Source organism: Micromonospora sp. L5, assembly GCF_000177655.2.
Lineage (GTDB): Bacteria > Actinomycetota > Actinomycetes > Mycobacteriales > Micromonosporaceae > Micromonospora > Micromonospora aurantiaca.
Window position 1 is genome coordinate 1,531,345 of the sequence record NC_014815.1, and the last position, 19,646, is coordinate 1,550,990.

Annotated in this window: 23 protein-coding genes; 15 read left to right on the forward strand and 8 right to left on the reverse strand. The window is 73.9% G+C overall.

The genetic code is table 11. The features are described from left to right. Position 1 precedes the first annotated feature (1 nt). On the reverse strand, positions 2 to 484 hold the full coding sequence (locus tag ML5_RS07530) for a DUF6232 family protein (protein WP_013474289.1): 483 nt from the start codon (positions 482 to 484) through the stop codon (positions 2 to 4). A 58-nt stretch (positions 485 to 542) separates the two neighbouring features. On the opposite strand from ML5_RS07530, the gene ML5_RS07535 reads away from it, so the two are divergent. Beyond that, positions 543 to 974, forward strand: coding sequence for a nuclear transport factor 2 family protein (locus ML5_RS07535; RefSeq protein WP_013284445.1), 432 nt, complete (start codon positions 543 to 545; stop codon positions 972 to 974). On the opposite strand, the gene ML5_RS07540 is transcribed toward ML5_RS07535, so the two are convergent. Further along, positions 920 to 1,513 carry a DUF6232 family protein gene (locus ML5_RS07540; RefSeq protein WP_013474290.1) on the reverse strand — a complete coding sequence of 198 codons (594 nt, stop codon included), beginning with the start codon at positions 1,511 to 1,513 and terminating at the stop codon, positions 920 to 922. The two genes, ML5_RS07535 and ML5_RS07540, sit on opposite strands and share 55 nt — an antisense overlap. 131 nt (positions 1,514 to 1,644) lie before the next feature. On the opposite strand from ML5_RS07540, the gene ML5_RS07545 reads away from it, so the two are divergent. Together ML5_RS07545 and ML5_RS07550 are read left to right on the forward strand one after the other, a co-directional pair. Continuing rightward, complete coding sequence (locus ML5_RS07545; protein WP_013284447.1) at positions 1,645 to 2,418, forward strand: enoyl-CoA hydratase/isomerase family protein; 774 nt, start codon at positions 1,645 to 1,647, stop codon at positions 2,416 to 2,418. A gap of 70 nt (positions 2,419 to 2,488) precedes the next feature. Further along, on the forward strand, positions 2,489 to 4,111 hold the full coding sequence (locus ML5_RS07550; RefSeq protein ID WP_013474291.1) for an acetolactate synthase: 1,623 nt from the start codon (positions 2,489 to 2,491) through the stop codon (positions 4,109 to 4,111). A gap of 55 nt (positions 4,112 to 4,166) precedes the next feature. Here ML5_RS07550 and ML5_RS07555 read toward each other — a convergent pair whose 3' ends face one another. Genes ML5_RS07555 through ML5_RS07565 form a run of 3 tightly spaced genes read right to left on the reverse strand, consistent with a single transcriptional unit; the run spans position 4,167 to position 5,274 of the window. Beyond that, positions 4,167 to 4,565, reverse strand: a complete 399-nt coding sequence (locus tag ML5_RS07555) for a PLD nuclease N-terminal domain-containing protein (RefSeq protein ID WP_013284449.1) — start codon at positions 4,563 to 4,565, stop codon at positions 4,167 to 4,169. 26 nt (positions 4,566 to 4,591) lie between these two features. Further along, positions 4,592 to 4,891: a DUF202 domain-containing protein gene (locus ML5_RS07560; RefSeq protein ID WP_013284450.1), complete on the reverse strand. Its 300-nt coding sequence runs from the start codon at positions 4,889 to 4,891 to the stop codon at positions 4,592 to 4,594. Then, entirely contained in the window at positions 4,888 to 5,274 is a 387-nt protein-coding gene (locus ML5_RS07565) for a YidH family protein (RefSeq protein ID WP_013284451.1), read from the reverse strand. Before ML5_RS07565 ends, ML5_RS07560 begins: the two co-directional genes overlap by 4 nt. A gap of 41 nt (positions 5,275 to 5,315) precedes the next feature. Between ML5_RS07565 and ML5_RS07570 the strand changes: the two genes are divergently transcribed. From ML5_RS07570 to ML5_RS07585, 4 genes are all read left to right on the forward strand, one after another. Beyond that, the gene (locus tag ML5_RS07570; protein WP_013474292.1) at positions 5,316 to 6,113 is read left to right on the forward strand and encodes a GNAT family N-acetyltransferase; all 798 of its coding nucleotides are present in this window, start codon (positions 5,316 to 5,318) and stop codon (positions 6,111 to 6,113) included. Between the two features lie 2 nt (positions 6,114 to 6,115). Next, entirely contained in the window at positions 6,116 to 6,520 is a 405-nt protein-coding gene (locus tag ML5_RS07575) for a hypothetical protein (protein WP_013284453.1), read from the forward strand. Between the two features lie 176 nt (positions 6,521 to 6,696). After that, a complete protein-coding gene (locus ML5_RS07580; protein ID WP_013284454.1) occupies positions 6,697 to 7,476 on the forward strand; it encodes an electron transfer flavoprotein subunit beta/FixA family protein in 780 nt (259 codons plus the stop codon). 12 nt (positions 7,477 to 7,488) lie between these two features. Further along, complete coding sequence (locus tag ML5_RS07585; protein ID WP_013474293.1) at positions 7,489 to 8,448, forward strand: electron transfer flavoprotein subunit alpha/FixB family protein; 960 nt, start codon at positions 7,489 to 7,491, stop codon at positions 8,446 to 8,448. A gap of 97 nt (positions 8,449 to 8,545) precedes the next feature. Here the strand turns inward: ML5_RS07585 and ML5_RS07590 are convergent, their stop codons facing one another. Beyond that, positions 8,546 to 9,313, reverse strand: coding sequence for an anti-sigma factor domain-containing protein (locus ML5_RS07590; RefSeq protein ID WP_013474294.1), 768 nt, complete (start codon positions 9,311 to 9,313; stop codon positions 8,546 to 8,548). Next, on the reverse strand, positions 9,267 to 9,872 hold the full coding sequence (locus ML5_RS07595) for an RNA polymerase sigma factor (protein ID WP_013284457.1): 606 nt from the start codon (positions 9,870 to 9,872) through the stop codon (positions 9,267 to 9,269). Before ML5_RS07595 ends, ML5_RS07590 begins: the two co-directional genes overlap by 47 nt. Positions 9,873 to 10,112: 240 nt before the next feature. Here ML5_RS07595 and ML5_RS07600 point away from each other — a divergent pair, with 240 nt between their 5' ends. The 7 genes from ML5_RS07600 (at position 10,113) to ML5_RS07630 (ending at position 16,498) form a co-directional block, all read left to right on the forward strand. After that, on the forward strand, positions 10,113 to 10,946 hold the full coding sequence (locus ML5_RS07600) for a DUF4397 domain-containing protein (protein WP_013474295.1): 834 nt from the start codon (positions 10,113 to 10,115) through the stop codon (positions 10,944 to 10,946). Then, complete coding sequence (locus ML5_RS07605; RefSeq protein WP_013284459.1) at positions 10,943 to 11,614, forward strand: class F sortase; 672 nt, start codon at positions 10,943 to 10,945, stop codon at positions 11,612 to 11,614. Before ML5_RS07600 ends, ML5_RS07605 begins: the two co-directional genes overlap by 4 nt. 89 nt (positions 11,615 to 11,703) lie before the next feature. Next, positions 11,704 to 12,879 carry a cysteine desulfurase family protein gene (locus tag ML5_RS07610; RefSeq protein WP_013474296.1) on the forward strand — a complete coding sequence of 392 codons (1,176 nt, stop codon included), beginning with the start codon at positions 11,704 to 11,706 and terminating at the stop codon, positions 12,877 to 12,879. Between the two features lie 37 nt (positions 12,880 to 12,916). Further along, positions 12,917 to 13,993 (forward strand): tRNA 2-thiouridine(34) synthase MnmA, encoded by a 1,077-nt coding sequence (gene mnmA / locus ML5_RS07615; protein WP_013284461.1) that lies wholly within the window; start codon positions 12,917 to 12,919, stop codon positions 13,991 to 13,993. Between the two features lie 30 nt (positions 13,994 to 14,023). Continuing rightward, the gene (locus ML5_RS07620) at positions 14,024 to 15,028 is read left to right on the forward strand and encodes a methionine synthase (protein ID WP_013474297.1); all 1,005 of its coding nucleotides are present in this window, start codon (positions 14,024 to 14,026) and stop codon (positions 15,026 to 15,028) included. Positions 15,029 to 15,065: 37 nt separating this feature from the next. Next, positions 15,066 to 15,434, forward strand: coding sequence for a VOC family protein (locus ML5_RS07625; protein WP_030270144.1), 369 nt, complete (start codon positions 15,066 to 15,068; stop codon positions 15,432 to 15,434). Between the two features lie 26 nt (positions 15,435 to 15,460). Next, entirely contained in the window at positions 15,461 to 16,498 is a 1,038-nt protein-coding gene (locus ML5_RS07630; RefSeq protein ID WP_013474298.1) for an ADP-ribosylglycohydrolase family protein, read from the forward strand. A gap of 67 nt (positions 16,499 to 16,565) precedes the next feature. Here ML5_RS07630 and ML5_RS07635 read toward each other — a convergent pair whose 3' ends face one another. Beyond that, positions 16,566 to 17,195: a type II toxin-antitoxin system PemK/MazF family toxin gene (locus tag ML5_RS07635; protein WP_013474299.1), complete on the reverse strand. Its 630-nt coding sequence runs from the start codon at positions 17,193 to 17,195 to the stop codon at positions 16,566 to 16,568. A gap of 182 nt (positions 17,196 to 17,377) precedes the next feature. Here ML5_RS07635 and ligA point away from each other — a divergent pair, with 182 nt between their 5' ends. After that, on the forward strand, positions 17,378 to 19,531 hold the full coding sequence (gene ligA, locus ML5_RS07640; RefSeq protein ID WP_013474300.1) for an NAD-dependent DNA ligase LigA: 2,154 nt from the start codon (positions 17,378 to 17,380) through the stop codon (positions 19,529 to 19,531). The last annotated feature ends 115 nt before the right edge of the window (positions 19,532 to 19,646 follow it).

Below are 19,646 nucleotides of genomic sequence, written 5' to 3' on the forward strand. Positions count from 1 at the left end.
GCTATCTGCTGTCGGTCTGCTGTTCCACGGCGCGTTGCACGGCCCGGTAGATCTGCCCGAACCGCAGCGCGTCGGGCGTACGGACCAGCATCGTCTCCCGGCCGTGGTGCTGCACCCACAGCTCGTGCACCCGGTTGCCGCGCTCGTAGGAGCGGTCCAGCCACCCGAGCGGCACCTCCAGGAACGGGGTGAGCGCCAGCCCCGCCACCACGAACGCGGCCAGGATGATCAGGGCCAGTTTCCACTCGCCCCGGTCCTGCGCGGACCAGGCCAGCGAGAGCACGCAGACCACAGCGACGAGGGGTGGCAGCGACAGCAGCAGGACCAGCATCCCGCGGCCCAGCACCCGTCCCCGGACGGCGAGCGTGGTGGCGCCGCGCGCGTGCCAGACGTACGTGACGTCGGCGAGCGCGACGACCTGCCCGCCCGCGTGGATCGCCTCCGAGGTGACCTGTACGGCGTCGTCCCGGTAATAGAGGACCATGAATCAGCCTAACCGCGTGTGTCGACACTGGACGGTCGAGCGTCGGTAGGATGACGGCATGACGGACCGGAACGGGGCCGGAACCGGCGGTGACGAGCAGGCGCGCAACGTCGAGGTGGTCAGGCGCTACCTGCGCACCTTCGTCACGAAGGACCTGGCCGAACTGGCCGAGGTGGTCGACGAGGACGTGGAGATCTACGGCTCCGGCACCGCGGTACGCGGCAGGCGCTACCCCGAGGCCGCCGTCTCCTCACCCGGCCTGACGGTGATCGACCAGGAGATCCGGGAGATCTTCGCGGCCGGGGACCGGGTGGTGGTGTCGCTGGCGCAGACCTACCGGCGGGACGCGACAGGTGCGACCACGGTGCAGAGCGCCTGCAAGATGTACCGCCTGGCCGGCGGCCGGATCGTGCAGTTCTGGGGCGAGCAGGACACCTACGGCCTGTTGCGCGGGCTCGGCCTGCTGCCGGACGAGCCGATCACGTTCTGACCCGTCGCGGCAGGACCGGTCGCGGGACGACCGGCCGCGGGACGACCGGGTGCGGTACGGCCCGGCCCGGGGCGACCCGGCGCGGCCGGCAGGCTCTCCATGGCCCGCTGCACCGCCCGGTAGACCTGCCCGAAGCGCATCGCGTCGCGGGTGTGCAGCAGCCGCACCGGGCGGCCCCGCCATTCGGCCCACATCTCCATCTCCCGGCTGCCCCGGGCGTACGAGCGGTCCAGGTGTTCGAAGAGGAAGTCCGCGAGCGGGCCGACGGCGAGGCCGACCAGCACCGAGACGCCGACGACGGCGACGGTGACCGCGGCCGAGCGCTGCAGCCACACGGCCAGCGCGATGCCCAGCACGGCGGCCACCAGCGGCCCGGCGAGCGCGGCCCCGATCGCGCCGCGCCCGGCGAGCACCCGCCAGGAGCGGTCGCCCCGCCGGTGCCACACGGTGGTCAGTTCGGCCAGCGGGTAGCTGCGCCCGTCCACCCGTACCGCTGTGGAGGTGACCTGGACGGAGCGGTCGTCGTAGTAGGTGATCATGGCCTCACTCCCGGTGGCGGGGCTGCGGCGACTCCGGCGGCGACCTGGGGAGTCGCCGACACCACACTGTCTACCCCAACGAGGCGAGTCGTAAGGTTGGCACGCGACTTCGACGAGGAAGTGAGGGCAGCGTGGGCGAGTTCGTCAGGCTGGAAGTGAAGGACGGCATCGGCACCATCCGGCTGGAGCGGCCGCCGATGAACGCGCTCAACACCCAGGTGCAGGAGGAGTTGCGCGCCGCCGCGTCGGCGGCCACCGGCGACGCCGAGGTCCGCGCCGTGATCGTGTACGGCGGCGAGAAGGTCTTCGCGGCCGGTGCGGACATCAAGGAGATGGCCGACATGTCCTACGTGGACATGGCGGAGCGCGCTGCCGACCTGTCCAGCGCGCTCGGCGCGATCGCCCGCATCCCCAAGCCGGTCGTCGCCGCGATCACCGGGTACGCGCTCGGCGGCGGCTGCGAGCTGGCGCTGGCCTGCGACTGGCGGATCGTCGCCGAGGACGCCAAGCTCGGCCAGCCGGAGATCAAGCTGGGCATCATCCCGGGCGCCGGCGGCACCCAGCGGTTGGCCCGCCTGGTCGGCCCGGCCCGCGCCAAGGACCTGATCATGACCGGGCGGATGGTCGACGCCGCCGAGGCGCTGCGGATCGGCCTGGCCGACCGGGTGGTCCCGGCCGCCGAGGTCTACGACGCCGCTGTGGCGTACGTGAAGCCGTTCCTGACCGGGCCGGTGCAGGCGTTGCGCGCGGCGAAGGCGGCTGTCGACGGCGGTCTGGACATGGACCTCACGTCGGGCCTGGCCTGGGAGAGCCAGCTCTTCGCGGCGCTGTTCGCCACCGACGACCGGCGCGAGGGCATGGCCGCGTTCGTGGAGAAGCGCAAGCCGGGCTTCACCGGTCGCTGACGCGAGAGCTGTTCACATCCGCGATACCGGCCAGTAGCGTGACCCCGGTCGGTCGACGAAGGGGAATGGCATGACGGAGCGGATCGAGGGCCACGGGGGCGATCTGGCACTCGCGGCACTACGCGCGCACGGCGTACGGGAGATGTTCACGCTGTCCGGCGGGCACGTCTTCCCGCTCTACGACGCCGCGCACAGGGCGGGTTTCCCCCTCTACGACGTGCGGCACGAGCAGTCCGCGGTGTTCGCCGCCGAGGCGGTCGCCAAGCTCCAGCGCCGCCCCGGCCTGGCCGTGCTCACCGCCGGCCCCGGCGTCACCAACGGGGTCTCCGGCCTGACCAGCGCGTTCTTCAACGCCTCGCCGGTGCTGGTGCTCGGTGGGCGGGCGCCGCAGTTCCGCTGGGGCTCGGGCAGCCTCCAGGAGATGGACCACCTGCCGCTCGTCGCGCCGGTGACCAAGCACGCCGAGACGGTGTTCAGCGCCGACGACATCCCGCGCGCGGTGTCGGCGGCGCTGACCACCGCTCTCACCCCGCACCGCGGCCCGGTGTTCCTGGACTTCCCGCTGGAGGCGGTCTTCTCGGTCGGTGACGCCGACCTGCCGGCGGTCACGCCGCCGGCGCCGATCGAGCCGGACCCGGACGAGGTGGCGAAGGCGGCCCGCCTGATCGCCGGCGCGTCGCGGCCGGTCGTCATCGCCGGCTCCGACGTGTACGCGGGCGACGCCGTCGAGGCGCTGCGCGCCGCCGCCGAGTCGCTTCGGGTGCCGGTGTTCACGAACGGGATGGGCCGGGGCGCGCTGCCGCCGGAGCACCCGCTCGCCTTCGCCAAGGCCCGCCGGGTCGCGCTCAAGGGCGCCGACGTGGTCGTGGTGATCGGCACCCCGCTGGACTTCCGGCTCTCCTTCGGCGACTTCGGCGACGCCCAGGTGGTGCACGTCGTGGACGCGCCCAGCCAGCGGGCCGGGCACGTGCAGCCGGCCGCCGCGCCGGCCGGTGACCTGCGGCTGATCCTGGGCGCGTTCGCCGACCACGCCGGTGACCGGGCCGACCACGCCGACTGGATCGCCGAGCTGCGGACCGCCGAGGACGCGGCGAAGGCCCGCGACGCGGAGGAGATGGCCGCCGAGACCGACCCGATCCGCCCGGCCCGGATCTACGGCGAGCTGCGCAGGGCGCTCGCGCCGGACGCCATCACCATCGGCGACGGCGGCGACTTCGTGTCGTACGCCGGCCGCTATCTGGAGCCGGCCCAGCCCGGCACCTGGCTCGACCCCGGCCCGTACGGGTGCCTCGGCACCGGCATGGGCTACGCGATGGGCGCCCGGGTCAGCCACCCGGACCGGCAGATCTGCGTGCTGATGGGCGACGGCGCGGCCGGCTTCTCGCTGATGGACGTGGAGTCGCTGGTCCGGCAGAAGCTGCCGGTGGTGATCGTGGTCGGCAACAACGGCATCTGGGGGCTGGAGAAGCACCCGATGCGGGCGATGTACGGCTACGACGTGGCCGCCGACCTCCAGCCCGGCCTGCGCTACGACAAGGTGGTCGAGGCGCTCGGCGGCGCGGGCGAGACGGTGGAGAAGGCCGCCGACCTCGGGCCCGCGCTGGGGCGCGCGTTCGACTCGGGCGTGCCGTACCTGGTGAACGTGCTGACCGACCCCGCGGACGCGTACCCCCGTTCGTCGAACCTGGCCTGACCACGGCGCGTGCGGGCCGTCCACCGGGTGACCGGCGGGCGGCCCGCTGCGCGTGTCAGACCTCGGGGCGGTCCCTGTCGTCCGGGCGGCCGCGCAGTTCCTCCTCGCGGCGGCGCAGGTCCTCCTCCCACAGCCGTAGCCGTTCCTGGTCCTCGCGGCGGGACCGCTCGTCCAGCGAGGCGAGGAACTCCGGGTCGTCGTCCGGTGCGAGCGGGCGGCGGGCCGGGGCGGCGGGACGGGCCGTGCCGGTGACGCCGGCGGTCCCGGCCGGGCGCTCGCGGCCCACCAGGAACCAGGCGATCGAGCCGACCAGCGGGAAGAAGAGAATGATCAGCACCCAGATCATCCGGGGCAGCGCCTTGACCTTCTCCTCGTCGGCGGAGAGGCAGCTGATCAGCGCGCACACGGCGAGGACGATCTGGACCAGGAAGAGCAGCACGTAGAGGCGGGCCATGACTCATGATGGCTCACCGCCGCTCGTCAGCGCACCCCGCCGAGCACGTGCGCCACGCCGAGCACCGCAAGTCCGGCCGCGCCGAGCGCGGTCAGCGGCACCGACCATCTGTCGAACCGGCGCGGTCCGGTGCCGGTGGCCCGGTGCCACGTCACCACGAGCACGGCGAGCCAGACCACCACCGCGAGCCCGGCCGGCGCCGCGTCCGCGGCCCGGCCGCCGAACGCCGGCCGGAGCTGGAGCAGCAGCACCGCGGTGAGCGTGAGCAGCGTCCGCCGCCACGCCAGCCGGGTGCGCTCGGGTTGCAGGCCGGGGTCACGGGTCACCGAGCGCCGCCCACCAGCACGGCGGCCACCAGCAGCAGCGCGCCGACCGCGACGACGAGCGCGAGGACGGCCGGGAAGCGGGACGCGGGCAACTCCTCGTTCAGCCGCATGGCGCGTTCGGTGCGCGCCCAGTGGTCGACCGCCCGGATCGAGACGGTGGCGCCGAGCAGCAGCAGCGCGACCGCGAGCGTCTCGCGCAGGTGGGCCAGGCGCAGCGGCGGCAGGAACTGCGCGGCGGCCAGCCCGCCCGCCACCAGCGCGAGACCTGTTCGCAGCCAGGCCAGGAACGTCCGTTCGTTCGCCAGCGAGAAGCGGTAGTCCGGCGGGGTGCCGACCGAACGCAGCTCACGCGGGTCGAACCAGCTCTTGATCGACTCCCACACGCTGCCGATTATCCGCTTTGCCCCGCGCCTAGCCTGGGGGGATGACCGATCTTGACGCGCGCGAGCTGCGCGACGCCTACGACAGCCAGATCCGACCGGAGCTGCCGGACCCGCTGCCGGCCGGGGTGACGGTCGAGCGCGACGGCCCGCTGTTCCGCGTGCTCGGGCTCGACCACCGAGGCTTCCTGACGTACCGGACGCTCGACGGTCTGGCCGGCGCCGAGCTGGACGCGCTCATCGCCCGGCAGGTCGAGGTCTTCCGGGACCGGGGCGAGTCGGTCGAGTGGAAGCTCGCCGGTCACGACGAGCCGGCCGACCTGGGTGACCGGCTGCGCGCCGCCGGATTCGTGCCGGAGGACCAGGAGACGGTCGTGGTCGGCCCGGTCGCGCCGCTCGCCGCCGCCGTCCCGGTGCTCCCCGAGGGGGTACGCCTGCGCGAGGTCACCAGCCGGGCGGACCTGGAGCGGATCGCCGCGATGGAGGAGGAGGTCTGGCACTCCGACCGCAGCCACCTGGTGTACGGGCTGGTCCGGGAGATCGAGGCCGATCCGCAGTCGATCACGATCGTGGTGGCGGAGGCGGGCGAGACCGTGATCAGCGCCGGCTGGATCCGTTACCAGCGGGGCACCGGCTTCGCCAGCCTCTGGGGCGGCTCGACGCTGCCGCAGTGGCGCAGGAAGGGCGTCTACCGGGCGCTCGTGGCCCACCGGGCGCGGCTGGCGCAGCAGCGCGGCAAGACGCTGCTCCAGGTGGACTGCTCGCCGGACAGCCGCCCCATCCTGGAGCGGCTCGGGCTCGTTGCGGTCACCACCTCCACGCCGTACGTCTACACTCCGTGATCATGGAACGGTTGACGGCGGACGAGCGGCTCACCCTGAAGACCGGTGCGTTCGGTGCCGTCTTCCTGGTCTCCAACGCCGTACCCGGGGTGCTGGCCATGGTGCGGGAGAGCTTCGCCGCCTCCGGCGCGCTCGCCGAGGTGGGGGGCGTGGTCAAGGAGGCGCTGACCACCGGGCCGCTGCCGCAGCTCCCCCGGGACTCGGTCCTGGAGGTCGAGTCGGTGGTGCTGCCCGCGCTGGGCCGGTCGGTGGAGATCCTGCGCGCCAAGTCGCCGGGCGACGTCGAGACGTACCGGTCGGTGGTGCTGGCCGCGGCGGAGCGGGTGGCCCAGGCGCACCGGGGGATCGAGCCGGCCGAGGCGGCGGCGATCGAGAAGATCCGGCAGGCGCTGGCCGAGCCGGCGTGACGGTGGTGAGTTGCGTCACTCCGGGCCGCCGGGGTGGCCATGCTACTTGCGGGTAACATTGCTCCGTGGGGAAGTGCACAGCAGCCCGCGGTTGACCCACGTTGCGTCACGCGGGAGGCTGCGCCCGTGACCGGGCGAGTGATCGCTACACCAAACAGGAGGGTCGTCGAAGCGCGATGAACATCGTCGTACTCGTCAAGCAGGTGCCCGATTCGGGCGCGGACCGCAACCTGCGTTCTGACGACAACACCGTCGACCGCGGTTCGGCGAACAACGTCATCAACGAGATGGACGAGTACGCCATCGAAGAGGCGTTGAAGATCAAGGAGGCGCACGGCGGCGAGGTCACCATCCTGACCATGGGTCCGGACCGGGCGACCGAGTCGATCCGCAAGGCGCTCTCCATGGGCCCGGACAAGGCCGTCCACGTGGTGGACGACGCCCTGCACGGCTCCTGTGCGGTGGCCACCTCGAAGGTGCTGGCCGCCGCCCTCGGGCAGCTCAACGCCGACCTGGTCATCTGCGGCGCCGAGTCGACCGACGGCCGGGTCCAGGTCATGCCGCACATGATCGCCGAGCGGCTGGGCGTGGCTGCCCTGACCGGCGCGCGCAAGCTCACCGTCGACGGGTCGAACCTGACCGTCGAGCGGCAGACCGAGGAGGGCTACGAGGTGGTCACCGCCTCGACCCCGGCCGTGGTCTCCGTCTGGGACACCATCAACGAGCCGCGCTACCCGTCCTTCAAGGGCATCATGGCGGCCAAGAAGAAGCCGGTGCAGACGCTCTCCCTGGGCGACCTGGGCGTGGCCCCGGCCGAGGTGGGCTTCGACGGCGCCACCAGCGCCGTGGTGGAGCACTCCAAGCGCCCGCCGCGCTCCGGCGGCGAGAAGATCACCGACGAGGGCGAGGGCGGCGTGAAGCTGGTCGAGTTCCTCGCCACCGAGAAGTTCGTGTGAGAGGTCACTGACATGTCTGAGGTTCTCGTCGTCGTCGAAGCCACGAAGGAATTCGGCGTCAAGAAGGTCACCCTGGAGATGCTCACCCTCGCCCGCGAGCTGGGCACCCCGAGCGCCGTCGTCCTCGGTGGCGCCGGCGCCGCCGAGGCGCTGAGCGCCAAGCTCGGCGAGTACGGCGCGGAGAAGATCTACGCCGCCGAGGGCGAGGAGATCGACGGCTACCTGGTGGCCCCCAAGGCCACGGTGGTCGCCGAGCTGGTCAAGCGCGTCCAGCCGGCCGCCGTGCTGCTCGCCTCGTCGCAGGAGGGCAAGGAGATCGCCGCCCGCCTCGCGGTCAAGCTGGACAACGGCATCCTGACCGACGTGGTCGGCCTGGCCGCCGACGGCACCGCCACCCAGGTCGCGTTCGCCGGCTCCACCATCGTCAAGTCCAAGGTCACCAAGGGCCTGCCGCTGGTCACCGTCCGGCCGAACTCGCTCAACCCGGCCCCGGCCGCTGCCACCCCGGCCGTCGAGCAGCTCACCGTGTCGGTCACCGACGCGGACAAGCTCGCCAAGGTCGTCGAGCGGGTCGCCGAGCAGAAGGGCTCCCGCCCCGAGCTGACCGAGGCGTCGGTCGTCGTCTCCGGCGGTCGCGGTGTCGGCAACGCCGACAACTTCAAGCTGGTCGAGGAGATGGCCGACCTGCTCGGCGGCGCGGTCGGCGCGTCCCGCGCGGCAGTCGACTCCGGCTACTACCCGCACCAGTTCCAGGTGGGCCAGACCGGCAAGACCGTCTCCCCGCAGCTCTACGTCGCGCTGGGCATCTCCGGTGCGATCCAGCACCGGGCCGGCATGCAGACCTCGAAGACCATCGTCGCGGTGAACAAGGACGCCGAGGCGCCGATCTTCGAGCTGGCCGACTACGGCGTGGTCGGCGACCTGTTCAAGGTCGTCCCGCAGGCCGCCGAGGAGATCCGCAAGCGCAAGTGAGCGTCGCGTGAAAGAAGGCCGCCGCCCGGTGCACCGGGCGGCGGCCTTTCTCGTAGGGAGCTGATCGGCGGGCCGGGGAGCTGAGCCGGCCCGCCGATCAGCCCGTCAGGGTGCCCCTCAGCAGGCTGTCGCCGGAGTGGCCGGGCTTGTTGTCGTACTGCTCCGCGCTGACGTCGACCACGGTGTAGGTACGCAGGTCGACGTTCGGGGGGATCGGCAGGAGCGCGTCCCCTGATCCGTTGCTCAGCGTACCCACGGAGAACATATCCATCGTGTTCGGATCGATCAGCCAGACCTCGTAGTACCCCGGAACGGTCGGGAGATTCGCCACGTGCAGATGCAATCGGTGGTCACCGAGCACCCGGGCGTCGCCGGAGGCGTCCTTCGGCGTCGAACCGAACGCGGCGAGCGGAGCGCTGGCCAGCACCGGCGGCCGGGGATCGGTCTCCTCGCCGCCGCCGAGCACCGCGGCGGTTCCGGCCACGCCGATCACCGCGGCGGCTGTGGCGGTGACCGCCGTGGTCGCCCAACCCGGCCAGCGCCGGCTCCGCCGCGGACGACGTGCCACGACGGGTACGGCGGCCGGCTCCACCGGGTCGGCCGGGCGCGGCAGGCGCCTGTCGGTCAGCGCCGGCAGCTGCTCGGCGGCCCGGACCTCGGCCATGATGCCCTGCCAGATGTGCTCCGGCGGGTCGGGCAGCTCGGCCAGGCCCTGGGTGCCCGCGCCGAGCCCGGCGACGTGCTGGAGCGTCTCCACCTCGCCCCGGCAGTGGTCGCAGGTGTCCAGATGGGTGGCCTCGCCGTCAGCCGCCTCGCTCTCACCGAGCGCCAGAAAGACCAGCCGGTCGTGGTCCAGGTGCTGCACCGTCCACCTCCCATCTGCGTTTCAGGCTCTGCATGCCGCGTCTGATGTGACTCTTGACGGTGCCGAGCGGCACTCCGGTCACCGCCGCGATCTGCTGGTGTGTCAGGTCGTCGTAGAACGCCAGCTCCAGCATCCGGCGCTGCTCGTCGGGGAGCCGGGCCAGCTCGTCGGCGACCACCAGGCGGTCGACCACGGTGTCCGGGTCGGGGCCGGTGGAGACCGGCTCCGGCAGTTGCTTCACCGTCTCGACCACCCGGGTCTCCCGGGCCGAGGCCCGGATCCGGTCGACCACCTTGCGCCGCCCGATTCCGAGCAGCCAGCCGACCAGTGAGCCTTTCGCCGGGTCGAACGTCTCCCGGCCGAGCCAGGCGGCGACGAACGTCGCCTGGGTCACGTCCTCGGCGTCGCTGCGGTTCACGAGCGTCGTGGTGGCCAGGTGCAGCACCGCTCGCCCGTACCTGTCGTACGCCTCTCGCAGGGCCGCCTCGTCGCCGTCGCGGAACCGGGTGGCGAGGTCGTCCTCGCCCGGCGGTTCGGGGCCCTGCCTCGCCGCCGTCACCGGGCGGCTCGCCTTCCGTGGGGCATGCCCGACTGTAACTCCCACAGCCTTCGCCCCACTCTCCCGGTGTGTCGGTCACGACCCTCGTCACCTCTCCTTCGTCGTCGGAGGGTCCGGCGGATGCGCCCGGAGACGGGAAAAAGAAATCGGATCCGGGCGCATCCGGGGGCGACGGAGCCGGCGTAACCCGTTCTGCAAGCCAGGCCTGACGAATCAGCACCAACCACCAGGAGGCAGACAATGCAGTACGCGATGTTCCGTCGGGTCGCCGCGGGCGGCGCGGTGGCCGCCCTCACCTTCGCCGGCGTCGGCGCCGCCACCATGAGTCCGGCCTACGCCGCCTCGTCGAAGGTCTCCGTGGTCCACGGCATCCCGGACACCCCGGTCGACGTGTACGTCAACGGCGAGAAGACGCTGAACAACTTCAAGCCCGGCGACGTCGCCGGCCCGCTCACCCTGCCCGAGGGGGAGTACGACATCGCCCTGACCAAGCCGGGTGAGGCGATCGACAAGGCGATCCTGAAGGTGGACGACGCCGCGGTGCCGGGCGGGGCGAACATCAGCCTCGCCGCCCACCTGAGCGCCGCCGGCGAGCCGCAGATCACCCCGTTCGTCAACGACGTGTCCAAGGTGGGCGCCGGCAAGGCCCGGCTGATCGTCCGGCACACCGCCGCCGCCCCGGCCGTCGACGTGCGGGCCGGCGGCAAGCCGGTCTTCGAGGGCCTGACCAACCCGAAGGAGGCGAAGGCGGACGTGGCGGCCGGCTCGGTCGAGGCGGACGTGGTGCTCGCCGGCACCGACACCGTCGCCATCGGCCCGGCCGACCTGAACCTGAAGGAGGGCACCGCCACCATCGTCTACGCGATCGGCTCGGCCGAGGCGAAGAACCTGAGCGTGGTCGCCCAGACCATCAACGGCCTGCACTCGGCGCCGGGCGGCGTGCCCAGCGGCACCGGCGGCCAGGCCGGCACCGGCGTGGACACCTGGTGGTACGTGCTGGCCGGGGCCGGCGTGCTGCTCCTGGTCGGCGGCGGGGCGCGGGTGGCGGCAACCGCCCGGGCCGGTCGCCGGTGACGGTGCGCAACCGCGGGGCGCTGGCGGCGATGGCCGCCGGCGCCGCCGCGCTCACCCTGGCGGGTGTGGTGGCGTGCGGATCCGAGCCCGCCGAGGACGTCGGCGGCGACGAGGTGACCGCCCTGGCCGGCGCCACGCCCACGCCCACACCGGCGGCGACGGCAACCGGCGGCGGCTCGGTACCGGTGAACCCGGGGACGCTGCCGGCCGACAGCGAGATCGTGCCGCCGGTGAAGCTGAGCATCCCGCCGATCCGGGTCACCGCCACCGTCAACCCGGTGGGCGTCAACGAGCGCACCGACGAGTTCGAGGTGCCGCCCAGCGTGGACCAGGTCGGCTGGTACCGCTACGGCCCGGGCCTGGAGGCCGGCGCCGGCTCGGTGGTGATCGCCGGGCACGTGGACAGCGCCGAGCAGGGCAAGGGTGCGTTCTTCCGGCTGCGTGAGCTGGGCCAGGGGGACGAGCTCACCGCCACCGGCTCGGACGGCCGCGAGCGCTCCTACCGGGTGGTGGCCCGGGAGGAGTACCGGAAGTCGAAGATCCCGCTGGAGCGGTACTTCGCGCGCGACGGTGAACCCCGCCTCACGCTGATCACCTGCGGCGGGCCGTTCGACTCGAAGACCCGCAGCTACCGGGACAACATCGTGATCACGGCCGTTCCCGCGTGAGCGCGCGAGAGCGGGCCGGACCGCCCCCGGGTGGGACGGGGCGGTCCGGCCCCCGGTGCCTGGTACGCAGGCCGTTAGGCTGAACCGTGATGGCATACCTTGATCACGCGGCGACGACCCCGATGCTGGACGAGGCACTCGAGGCGTACGTCGCTGCCGCCCGCGAGGTCGGCAACGCCTCGTCGCTGCACGCGGCGGGCCGCCGGGCCCGGCGGCGGGTGGAGGAGTCCCGCGAGCGGGTGGCCGCCGCGCTCGGCGCCCGCCCTTCCGAGGTGATCTTCACCGGCGGCGGCACGGAGAGCGACAACCTCGCCGTGAAGGGCGTCTTCTGGGCTCGTCGCGCCGCCCGGGCCGACCGGGTCCGGGTGGTCTCCAGCGCGGTCGAGCACCACGCCGTCCTCGACGCGGTGGACTGGCTGGTCGAGCACGAGGGCGCGCAGGCCGGCTGGCTGCCGGTCGACGCGACCGGACGGCTCGATCCGGAGCGACTGCGCGCCGAGCTGGCCGAGCACGGCGAGCGTGTCGCGGTGGTCACCGCCATGTGGGCCAACAACGAGGTGGGCACCGTCCAGCCGGTGGCCGAGCTGGCCGCCGTCGCCGCCGAACACGGGGTGCCGTTCCACACCGACGCCATCCAGGCGGTCGGGCAGGTACCGGTCGACTTCGCCGCCAGCGGCGTGTCGGCGCTCACCGTGACCGGGCACAAGCTCGGCGGCCCGGCCGGTGTGGGCGCGCTGCTGCTGGCCCGCGACGTGGCGGCCACCCCGCTGCTGCACGGCGGCGGCCAGGAGCGCGACGTACGCTCCGGGACGCTGGACACCGCCGGCATCGTCGCGTTCGCGGTCGCCGTCGAGGCCGCGGTCAAGGGCCAGCAGGAGTACGCCGCCCGCGTCGCCGCGCTCCGCGACGAGCTGGTCGAGCGGGTCCGGCAGGCCGTCCCCGAGGTGATCTTCAACGGCGACCCGGCCGACCGGCTCCCGGGCAACGCGCACTTCTCCTTCCCCGGCTGCGAGGGAGACGCGCTGCTGCTGCTCCTGGACGCCCAGGGCATCGCCTGCTCGACCGGGTCGGCCTGCTCCGCCGGGGTGGCCCAGCCCTCGCACGTGCTGCTGGCGATGGGCGCCGACGACGACCGGGCCCGGTCCTCGCTGCGCTTCACGCTCGGCCACACGAGCACCGGCGCGGACGTGGACGCGCTGATCGCCGCGCTGCCCGCAGCGGTGGAGCGGGCCCGCCGCGCGGCCGCCCTCCGTACTCCCCGCTGACCCGGATACCCTCGGTGAGGACGAGGGGAGTGGGCCGGTGAGGGTTCTGGCGGCGATGTCGGGCGGGGTGGACTCCGCCGTCGCGGCGGCACGGGCGGTGGAGGCCGGGCACGACGTGACGGGCGTGCACCTGGCCCTGGCCCGTAACCCGCAGACGTACCGCACCGGCGCCCGGGGCTGCTGCACGCTGGAGGACTCCCGGGACGCCCGGCGCGCCGCCGACGTGCTCGGCATCCCGTTCTACGTGTGGGACATGGCCGACCGGTTCCACGACGACGTGGTGGACGACTTCGTGGCCGAGTACGCCGCGGGGCGTACCCCGAATCCCTGCCTGCGCTGCAACGAGAAGATCAAGTTCGCCGCGGTGCTGGACCGGGCCGTGGCCCTGGGCTTCGACGCGGTGGTGACCGGCCACCACGCCCGGCTCGGCGCGGACGGCCTGCTGCGACGCAGCGTGGACGCGGCCAAGGACCAGTCGTACGTGCTGGCGGTGCTGACCCGCGCGCAGCTCGACCGGTCGATCTTCCCGCTCGGCGACTCGACGAAGGCCGAGGTGCGCGCGGAGGCCGCCCGGCGCGGCCTCGCCGTGGCCGACAAGCCGGACTCGCACGACATCTGCTTCATCGCCGACGGCGACACCCGCGGCTTCCTCGCCGAGCGGCTCGGCGAGGCGCCGGGCCAGGTGGTGGACGCGCTCACCGGCGCGGTGGTGGGCAGCCACAGCGGCGCCTACCAGTACACCGTCGGACAGCGGCGCGGCCTGCACCTGGACCGTCCGGCGCCGGACGGCCGGCCCCGCTACGTGCTGTCCATCACCCCGACCACGAACACGGTGACGGTAGGCCCGGCCGAGGCGCTGGAGGTCTCCGACGTACGCGCGACCCGCCCGGTGTGGACCGGCGGGCCGCGCCCGGACGGGCCGGTCGAGTGCGAGGTGCAGCTCCGGGCGCACGGCGACGTGGTGCCGGCCGCCGTCGAGGTCGACGCCGACGGCCTGCGCGCGTCGCTGCGCCGCCCGGTCCGGGGTGTGGCAGCCGGCCAGGCGATAGTGGCCTACCGGCCGGACCCGGCCGGTGACGTGGTCCTCGGCTCCGCCACCATCACCGCCGCCTGACCGGCGACGGGCAGCGGATAGGCTGCGGCCGTGACTGAGCAGGCGTGGCCCTGGCCCACCGGCGCGGCGACCGGCATCGGGTCGCTGCCCGGCACCGACATCGCCGAGGCGCAGCGGATCGTGCTCGGCGAGCTGCCCGCACTGCCGCACCTGCCCGAGCTGCCCGCCCGGGGGCCGGGCGCGGACATCGTCGGCCGCACCGCCGGCCTGCTCGTCGAACTGCCGGTCGAGCTGTACGCGGCCCGCTGGCGGATCGCCCCGCGCCCCGGCCGGGACGTGCGCCGTGCCCGCGACCTGATGGAACGCGACCTCGACCAGCTCGCCGAGCAGGCCGAGGAGTACGCCGGCCCGGTCAAGGTCCAGGCCGCCGGCCCGTTCACCCTTGCCGCCGTGCTGGAGCTGCCGATCGGCGGCCGGATGCTGCGCGACCCGGGCGCGGTACGCGACCTCGCCGGCTCGCTCGGCGAAGGGCTGCGCGGGCACGTCGAGGCGGTGACCCGGCGGCTGCCCCGTGCCTCGGTGCTGCTCCAGCTCGACGAGCCGTCCCTGCCGGCGGTGCTGGCCGGCCGGGTGCCCACCGAGAGCGGATTCGGCACCCACCGTCCGGTGGAGACCGAGGTGGCGCGGGCGCTGCTGCACGACGTGATCGAGGCGGCCGGTGTTCCGGCGCTCGTGCACTGCTGCGCGCCGGACGCGCCGCTGGAGCTGATCCGGTCCGCCGGCGCGGTGGGCGTCGCGCTCGACCTGTCGCTGGTCACCGACCTCGACCCGCTCGGCGAGGCGATCGACGCCGGGCTCGGGCTGCTGGCCGGCGCCGCGCCGACGCTGCCGCCGCCGTCCGGCCGGGCGCCGACGTCGGCCGAGGTCGCCGACCGGGTCCGGCGGATCTGGGACCAGCTCGGCTTCCCCCGCCGCCGGCTGGCCGAGCAGGTGGTGATCACCCCCGCGTGCGGCCTGGCCGGCGCCACCCCGGGGTACGCCCGCGCGGTGCTCACCGCCTGCCGCGACGCGGGCCGGCGGCTCGCCGAGGACTGACGTTTTTCCGTCGTACCCGCCGGGCACGATGACCGGCATGATTGGACGACTGCGTTCCACAGTGATCGACTGCCCCGATCCGCGCGCGCTCGCCGCCTTCTACTCCGAGCTGCTCGGCCTGCCCGTGGTGGAGGAGAACTCCGACGGCGACGAGTGGGTGGTGCTCGGCGGCCCACCCGGGCACCAGCCGCGGGTGGCCTTGCAGCGGGCGCCGGGCCTGCGCACCCCCGACTGGCCCGACCCGGCCCGGCCGCAGCAGTTCCACCTCGACGTGAGCGTCGACGACATCGAGGCGGCCGAGAAGGCGGTGCTGGCGCTCGGCGCACGGCGGCTCCCCGGTGAGGGGGAGGGCTTCCGGGTCTACGCCGACCCGGTCGGCCACCCGTTCTGCCTCTGCTGGGACTGATCTTCCGCCACTTGCGCGGCGGGGGCATGATCGCCACCGTGACCGCCTCCACCGCCACCGGCCGCGCCGCCGGTTCGCTGTTCGGCCTGGCCTACGGCGACGCCCTGGGCAAGCCGACCGAGTTCCTCACCGTCACCGAGATCGTCCGGCGCTACGGTCCGGGCGGTCCGCGCGAGCTGACCGGCGACCCGGCCCTGGTCACCGACGACACGCAGATGGCGCTCGCAGTGGCGTGGGCGCTGCACGACGCGCCCGCGTACACGGCCGAGGTGGTGGAGCCGCTGCTGCGGCAGCGCTTCGTCGACTGGTCGGTGAGCCCGGAGAACAACCGCGCCCCGGGCATGACCTGCCTGCGGGCCTGCGCCGAGCTGGCCCGGGGCTCCCGCTGGCAGGAGGCCACAGTCGCCGGCTCCAAGGGCTGCGGCGCGAACATGCGCGTCACCCCGGTCGGGCTGCTCGACGTCGACCTGGACACGATGGCCGGGCTGGCCCAGCTCCAGGCCGGCCTGACCCACGGCCACCCGACCGGGCTGGCGGCGAGCGAGCTGACCGCGTACGCGGTCCGGCTGCTGCGCCACGGCGCGGCGCTGCCGGAGCTGCCCGGCCTGCTCACCGAGCGGGCCCGGGAGCAGCGCACCGTCTACCGGGAAGACTGGCTCGGTGACCTGTGGCAGCGGCCCGGCGAGAGCAGCGCGGCCGAGTTCGTCGCCCGGGGCTGGGACGACTGCCTGCGCGTGCTCGGCCGGCTGGAGGCGGCGCTGGCCCGCCCGGACGACGGCGGCGACCCGTGCCGGTTCACCGGCGAGGGGTGGGTCGCCGAGGAGGCGCTGGCCACCGCGCTGCTCTGCGCGCTGCGACACGGCGACGACCCGGTCGGCGCGCTGGCCCGGGGCGCCACCACGGCCGGTGACTCGGACTCCATCGCCGCGCTGGCCGGCGCGTTCGTCGGGGCCGCGTACGGCACGTCCGCCTGGCCCGCCGGGTGGGCGGGGCGGATCGAGTACGCCGGCCAGCTCACCGCGCTCGCCGACGCGTTCGACGGGGAGGCGTCCGGCGCCGGCTAACCCGCGACGGCCGGGGACCGGCGGCGTGACCCCGCCTTCCGGGTGAGGCCGGGGCGAGGCGGCTCGCTCAGCCGGTGAGGTGGCTCAGCCGGCGGACGCCCCGCCACAGGTCCGGGTCGCAGGTGCCGGCCCGGTCGGCGAACGCGTCCAGCGGCACCGGGATCGGCTCGCTGACGTCGAGGTAGCTGTCGTGGTCGGCGTCCGGATCCCAGTCCCGGGTCGGGATCGGCAGGTGGTCGTCCCGGTCCGACTTGTCCTGGCTGGTGATCTTCAGGACCTCGGCGTCCCGGCCGTCGACGCGCAGCACCAGACAGGGACGCACCTTCGAACCGGTCCCGTCGGCGTAGGGCACGTCGGCCCACCAGATCTCCCCGGGCCGGGGCTCGTCCCGGCTCGTCCGTCCGGCGCCCCGCGGCCTCGGCGGCGTCGCGGTGCGGCCACCCCGTGGCCCGGTGCCGGCCCGGTCACCGCGGCGTCCACCGCCGGTCCGCTCCGTGCCGCGGCGTTCGCCGTCCGGTCCGCCGGTGCGGCTGCCCCGCCCGGTGCCCGGCCGCCGTCCGTCGGCCCGGTCGCGCTTCCCGTCGGCCCGGTCGCGCGTCCCGGCGCGTTCGGCCGCCCGGCGGCGCCAGTCGTTCCACAGCCAGCCGGCTGCGACGCAGGCCGCGATCACCAGCGCCCAGATCACCCCGTCGCGCATCCGTCGTCCGCCTTCCGACCGTTGTGGCCCACTACCGCCGACCGATCGTCGCACGGCCCGGCCCCACCCGCCCGGGTGGCGCGGTAGGCGTCCGTTCGCCCTGCTCGGCGCGGGTGGCCGGACGACTGTCACAGCCGACCGCTACGGTTCTCGGGTAGCACGAACACGGGAGGTCGACAGCGGTGTCCGAAGGCGGCGGCGTGTCCGAAGAAGCGGTTCCCCCAGCGGTCGACGCGGCCCAGGACGCGGCGGCGGGTGCCGAGCCGACCCCGGCGGCCCGGGAGCGGCACGCCACGCTCAGCCAGGAGCTGACCGAGCACCAGTACCGCTACTACGTGCTCGACGCGCCGACGGTCACCGACGCGGAGTTCGACAAGCAGCTGCGGGAGCTGGAGGCGCTGGAGGCCGAATATCCGGCGTTGCGCACCCCCGACTCGCCCACCCAGCGGGTCGGCGGCACCTTCTCCACCGACTTCACGCCGGTCACGCACGCCGAGCGGATGCTCTCGCTCGACAACGCCTTCGCCGACGAGGAACTGGCCGCCTGGTCGGAGCGGGTCGAGCGCGACGCCGGCGGCCCGGTGCCCTACCTGTGCGAGCTGAAGGTCGACGGGCTCGCCATCAACCTCACCTACGAGAAGGGCCGGCTGGTGCGCGCGGCCACCCGGGGCGACGGCCGCACCGGCGAGGACGTCACCGCCAACGTGCGCAGCATCAAGGGCGTGCCGGCCCGGCTGACCCCGGCCGGCGACTTCCCCGACGTGCCCGACCTGATCGAGGTGCGCGGCGAGATCTACTTCCCGGTGGCCGCGTTCGCCGACCTGAACGCGAGCCTGGTCGAGCAGGGCAAGGCGCCGTTCGCCAACCCGCGCAACGCCGCCGCCGGAAGCCTGCGGCAGAAGGACCCCCGGGTGACCGCCTCCCGCCCGCTGCGCCTGGTGGTGCACGGCGTCGGCGCGCGCACCGGGTTCCGGCCGGCCGCGCAGTCCGAGTCGTACGCCGCGCTCAAGGCGTGGGGGCTGCCCACCAGCGACCGGTGGCGGGTGGTGGACGACCTGGCCGGCGTCGCGGAATACATCGCCTACTACGGCAGGCACCGGCACGACGTCGAGCACGAGATCGACGGCGTGGTGGTCAAGGTCGACCCGGTCTCCATCCAGGGCCGCCTCGGCTCGACCAGCCGCGCGCCCCGCTGGGCGATCGCCTTCAAGTACCCGCCGGAGGAGGTCAACACCAAGCTGCTCGACATCGAGGTGGAGGTCGGGCGCACCGGCCGGGTCACCCCGCGCGCCGTGCTCCAGCCGGTGCGGGTGGCCGGCTCCACCGTCGCCTACGCCACCCTGCACAACGCCCGCGAGGTCGAGCGCAAGGGTGTGCTCATCGGCGACACGGTGGTGCTGCGAAAGGCCGGCGACGTGATCCCCGAGGTGCTCGGCCCGGTGGTCGAGCTGCGCCCGGCCGACGCCCGCCCGTTCGTCATGCCTACCACCTGCCCGGCCTGCGGCACGCCGCTCGCGCCGGCCAAGGAGAGCGACGTCGACATCCGCTGCCCCAACGGGCGGGCCTGCCCCGGTCAGATTCGCGAGCGGGTCTTCTACCTGGCCAGCCGCAAGGTGCTCGACATCGAGGTGCTCGGCGAGAAGGGCGCGGCGGCGCTGCTGGACGCCCAGATCATCACCAACGAGGGCGACCTGTTCCAGCTCGACGCCGAGCAGTTGAGCCGGTCGCCGTTCTTTGTCAACAAGGACGGCAGCCTGGGCAGCAACGCCACCAAGCTGCTCGACAACCTCGCCGAGGCCAAGGAACGCGACCTGTGGCGGGTGCTGGTGGCGCTGTCCATCCGGCACGTCGGCCCGACCGCCGCCCAGGCGCTCGCCCGGCACTTCCGCTCGGTCGCCGCGATCGAGGCCGCCGGTGAGGAGGAGCTGTCCTCGGTGGACGGCGTCGGCCCGACCATCGCGGCGAGCGTCAAGGAGTGGTTCGCCGTCGACTGGCACCGCGACGTGGTGCGCAAGTGGGCCGAGGCGGGCGTACGGATGGCCGAGGAGGCCGCCGACGAGGGGCCGCGACCGCTCGACGGGATCACGGTGGTGGTCACCGGCACGCTCGGCGGGTTCAGCCGCGACCAGGCGGCCGAGGCGATCCAGGTCCGGGGCGGCAAGGTGACCGGCTCGGTCTCCAAGAAGACGGGCTTCGTGGTGGTCGGCGACAATCCCGGCTCCAAGGCGGACAAGGCCGCCACCCTGAAACTGCCGATCCTCGACGAGGACGGATTCCGCGTGCTGCTGGACTCCGGCCCGGAGGCGGCCCGCGAGGTGGCCCGGGTGGAGGACTGACAGGCTGGTCACAGCGATCGTCCGGCGGATACCAAGTTAATTACGACTACGACCGATTCGTGACTGTCGTGTCGGGGAAATCGCCTCGGAGGGCGTTTCATTGGCGTACGACGCG

Excerpts from the sequence above, each read along its gene's own strand:
- ML5_RS07585 (WP_013474293.1), top strand. The coding sequence starts at position 7,489 with ATGTCTGAGGTTCTCGTCGTCGTCGAAGCCACGAAGGAATTCGGCGTC.
- ML5_RS07530 (WP_013474289.1), bottom strand. The coding sequence starts at position 484 with ATGGTCCTCTATTACCGGGACGACGCCGTACAGGTCACCTCGGAGGCG.
- ML5_RS07575 (WP_013284453.1), top strand. The coding sequence starts at position 6,116 with ATGGAACGGTTGACGGCGGACGAGCGGCTCACCCTGAAGACCGGTGCG.
- ML5_RS07535 (WP_013284445.1), top strand. The coding sequence starts at position 543 with ATGACGGACCGGAACGGGGCCGGAACCGGCGGTGACGAGCAGGCGCGC.
- ML5_RS07580 (WP_013284454.1), top strand. The coding sequence starts at position 6,697 with ATGAACATCGTCGTACTCGTCAAGCAGGTGCCCGATTCGGGCGCGGAC.
- ML5_RS07600 (WP_013474295.1), top strand. The coding sequence starts at position 10,113 with ATGCAGTACGCGATGTTCCGTCGGGTCGCCGCGGGCGGCGCGGTGGCC.
- ML5_RS07610 (WP_013474296.1), top strand. The coding sequence starts at position 11,704 with ATGGCATACCTTGATCACGCGGCGACGACCCCGATGCTGGACGAGGCA.
- ML5_RS07540 (WP_013474290.1), bottom strand. The coding sequence starts at position 1,513 with ATGATCACCTACTACGACGACCGCTCCGTCCAGGTCACCTCCACAGCG.
- ML5_RS07570 (WP_013474292.1), top strand. The coding sequence starts at position 5,316 with ATGACCGATCTTGACGCGCGCGAGCTGCGCGACGCCTACGACAGCCAG.
- ML5_RS07635 (WP_013474299.1), bottom strand. The coding sequence starts at position 17,195 with ATGCGCGACGGGGTGATCTGGGCGCTGGTGATCGCGGCCTGCGTCGCA.
- ML5_RS07550 (WP_013474291.1), top strand. The coding sequence starts at position 2,489 with ATGACGGAGCGGATCGAGGGCCACGGGGGCGATCTGGCACTCGCGGCA.
- ML5_RS07555 (WP_013284449.1), bottom strand. The coding sequence starts at position 4,565 with ATGGCCCGCCTCTACGTGCTGCTCTTCCTGGTCCAGATCGTCCTCGCC.
- ML5_RS07625 (WP_030270144.1), top strand. The coding sequence starts at position 15,066 with ATGATTGGACGACTGCGTTCCACAGTGATCGACTGCCCCGATCCGCGC.
- ML5_RS07630 (WP_013474298.1), top strand. The coding sequence starts at position 15,461 with ATGATCGCCACCGTGACCGCCTCCACCGCCACCGGCCGCGCCGCCGGT.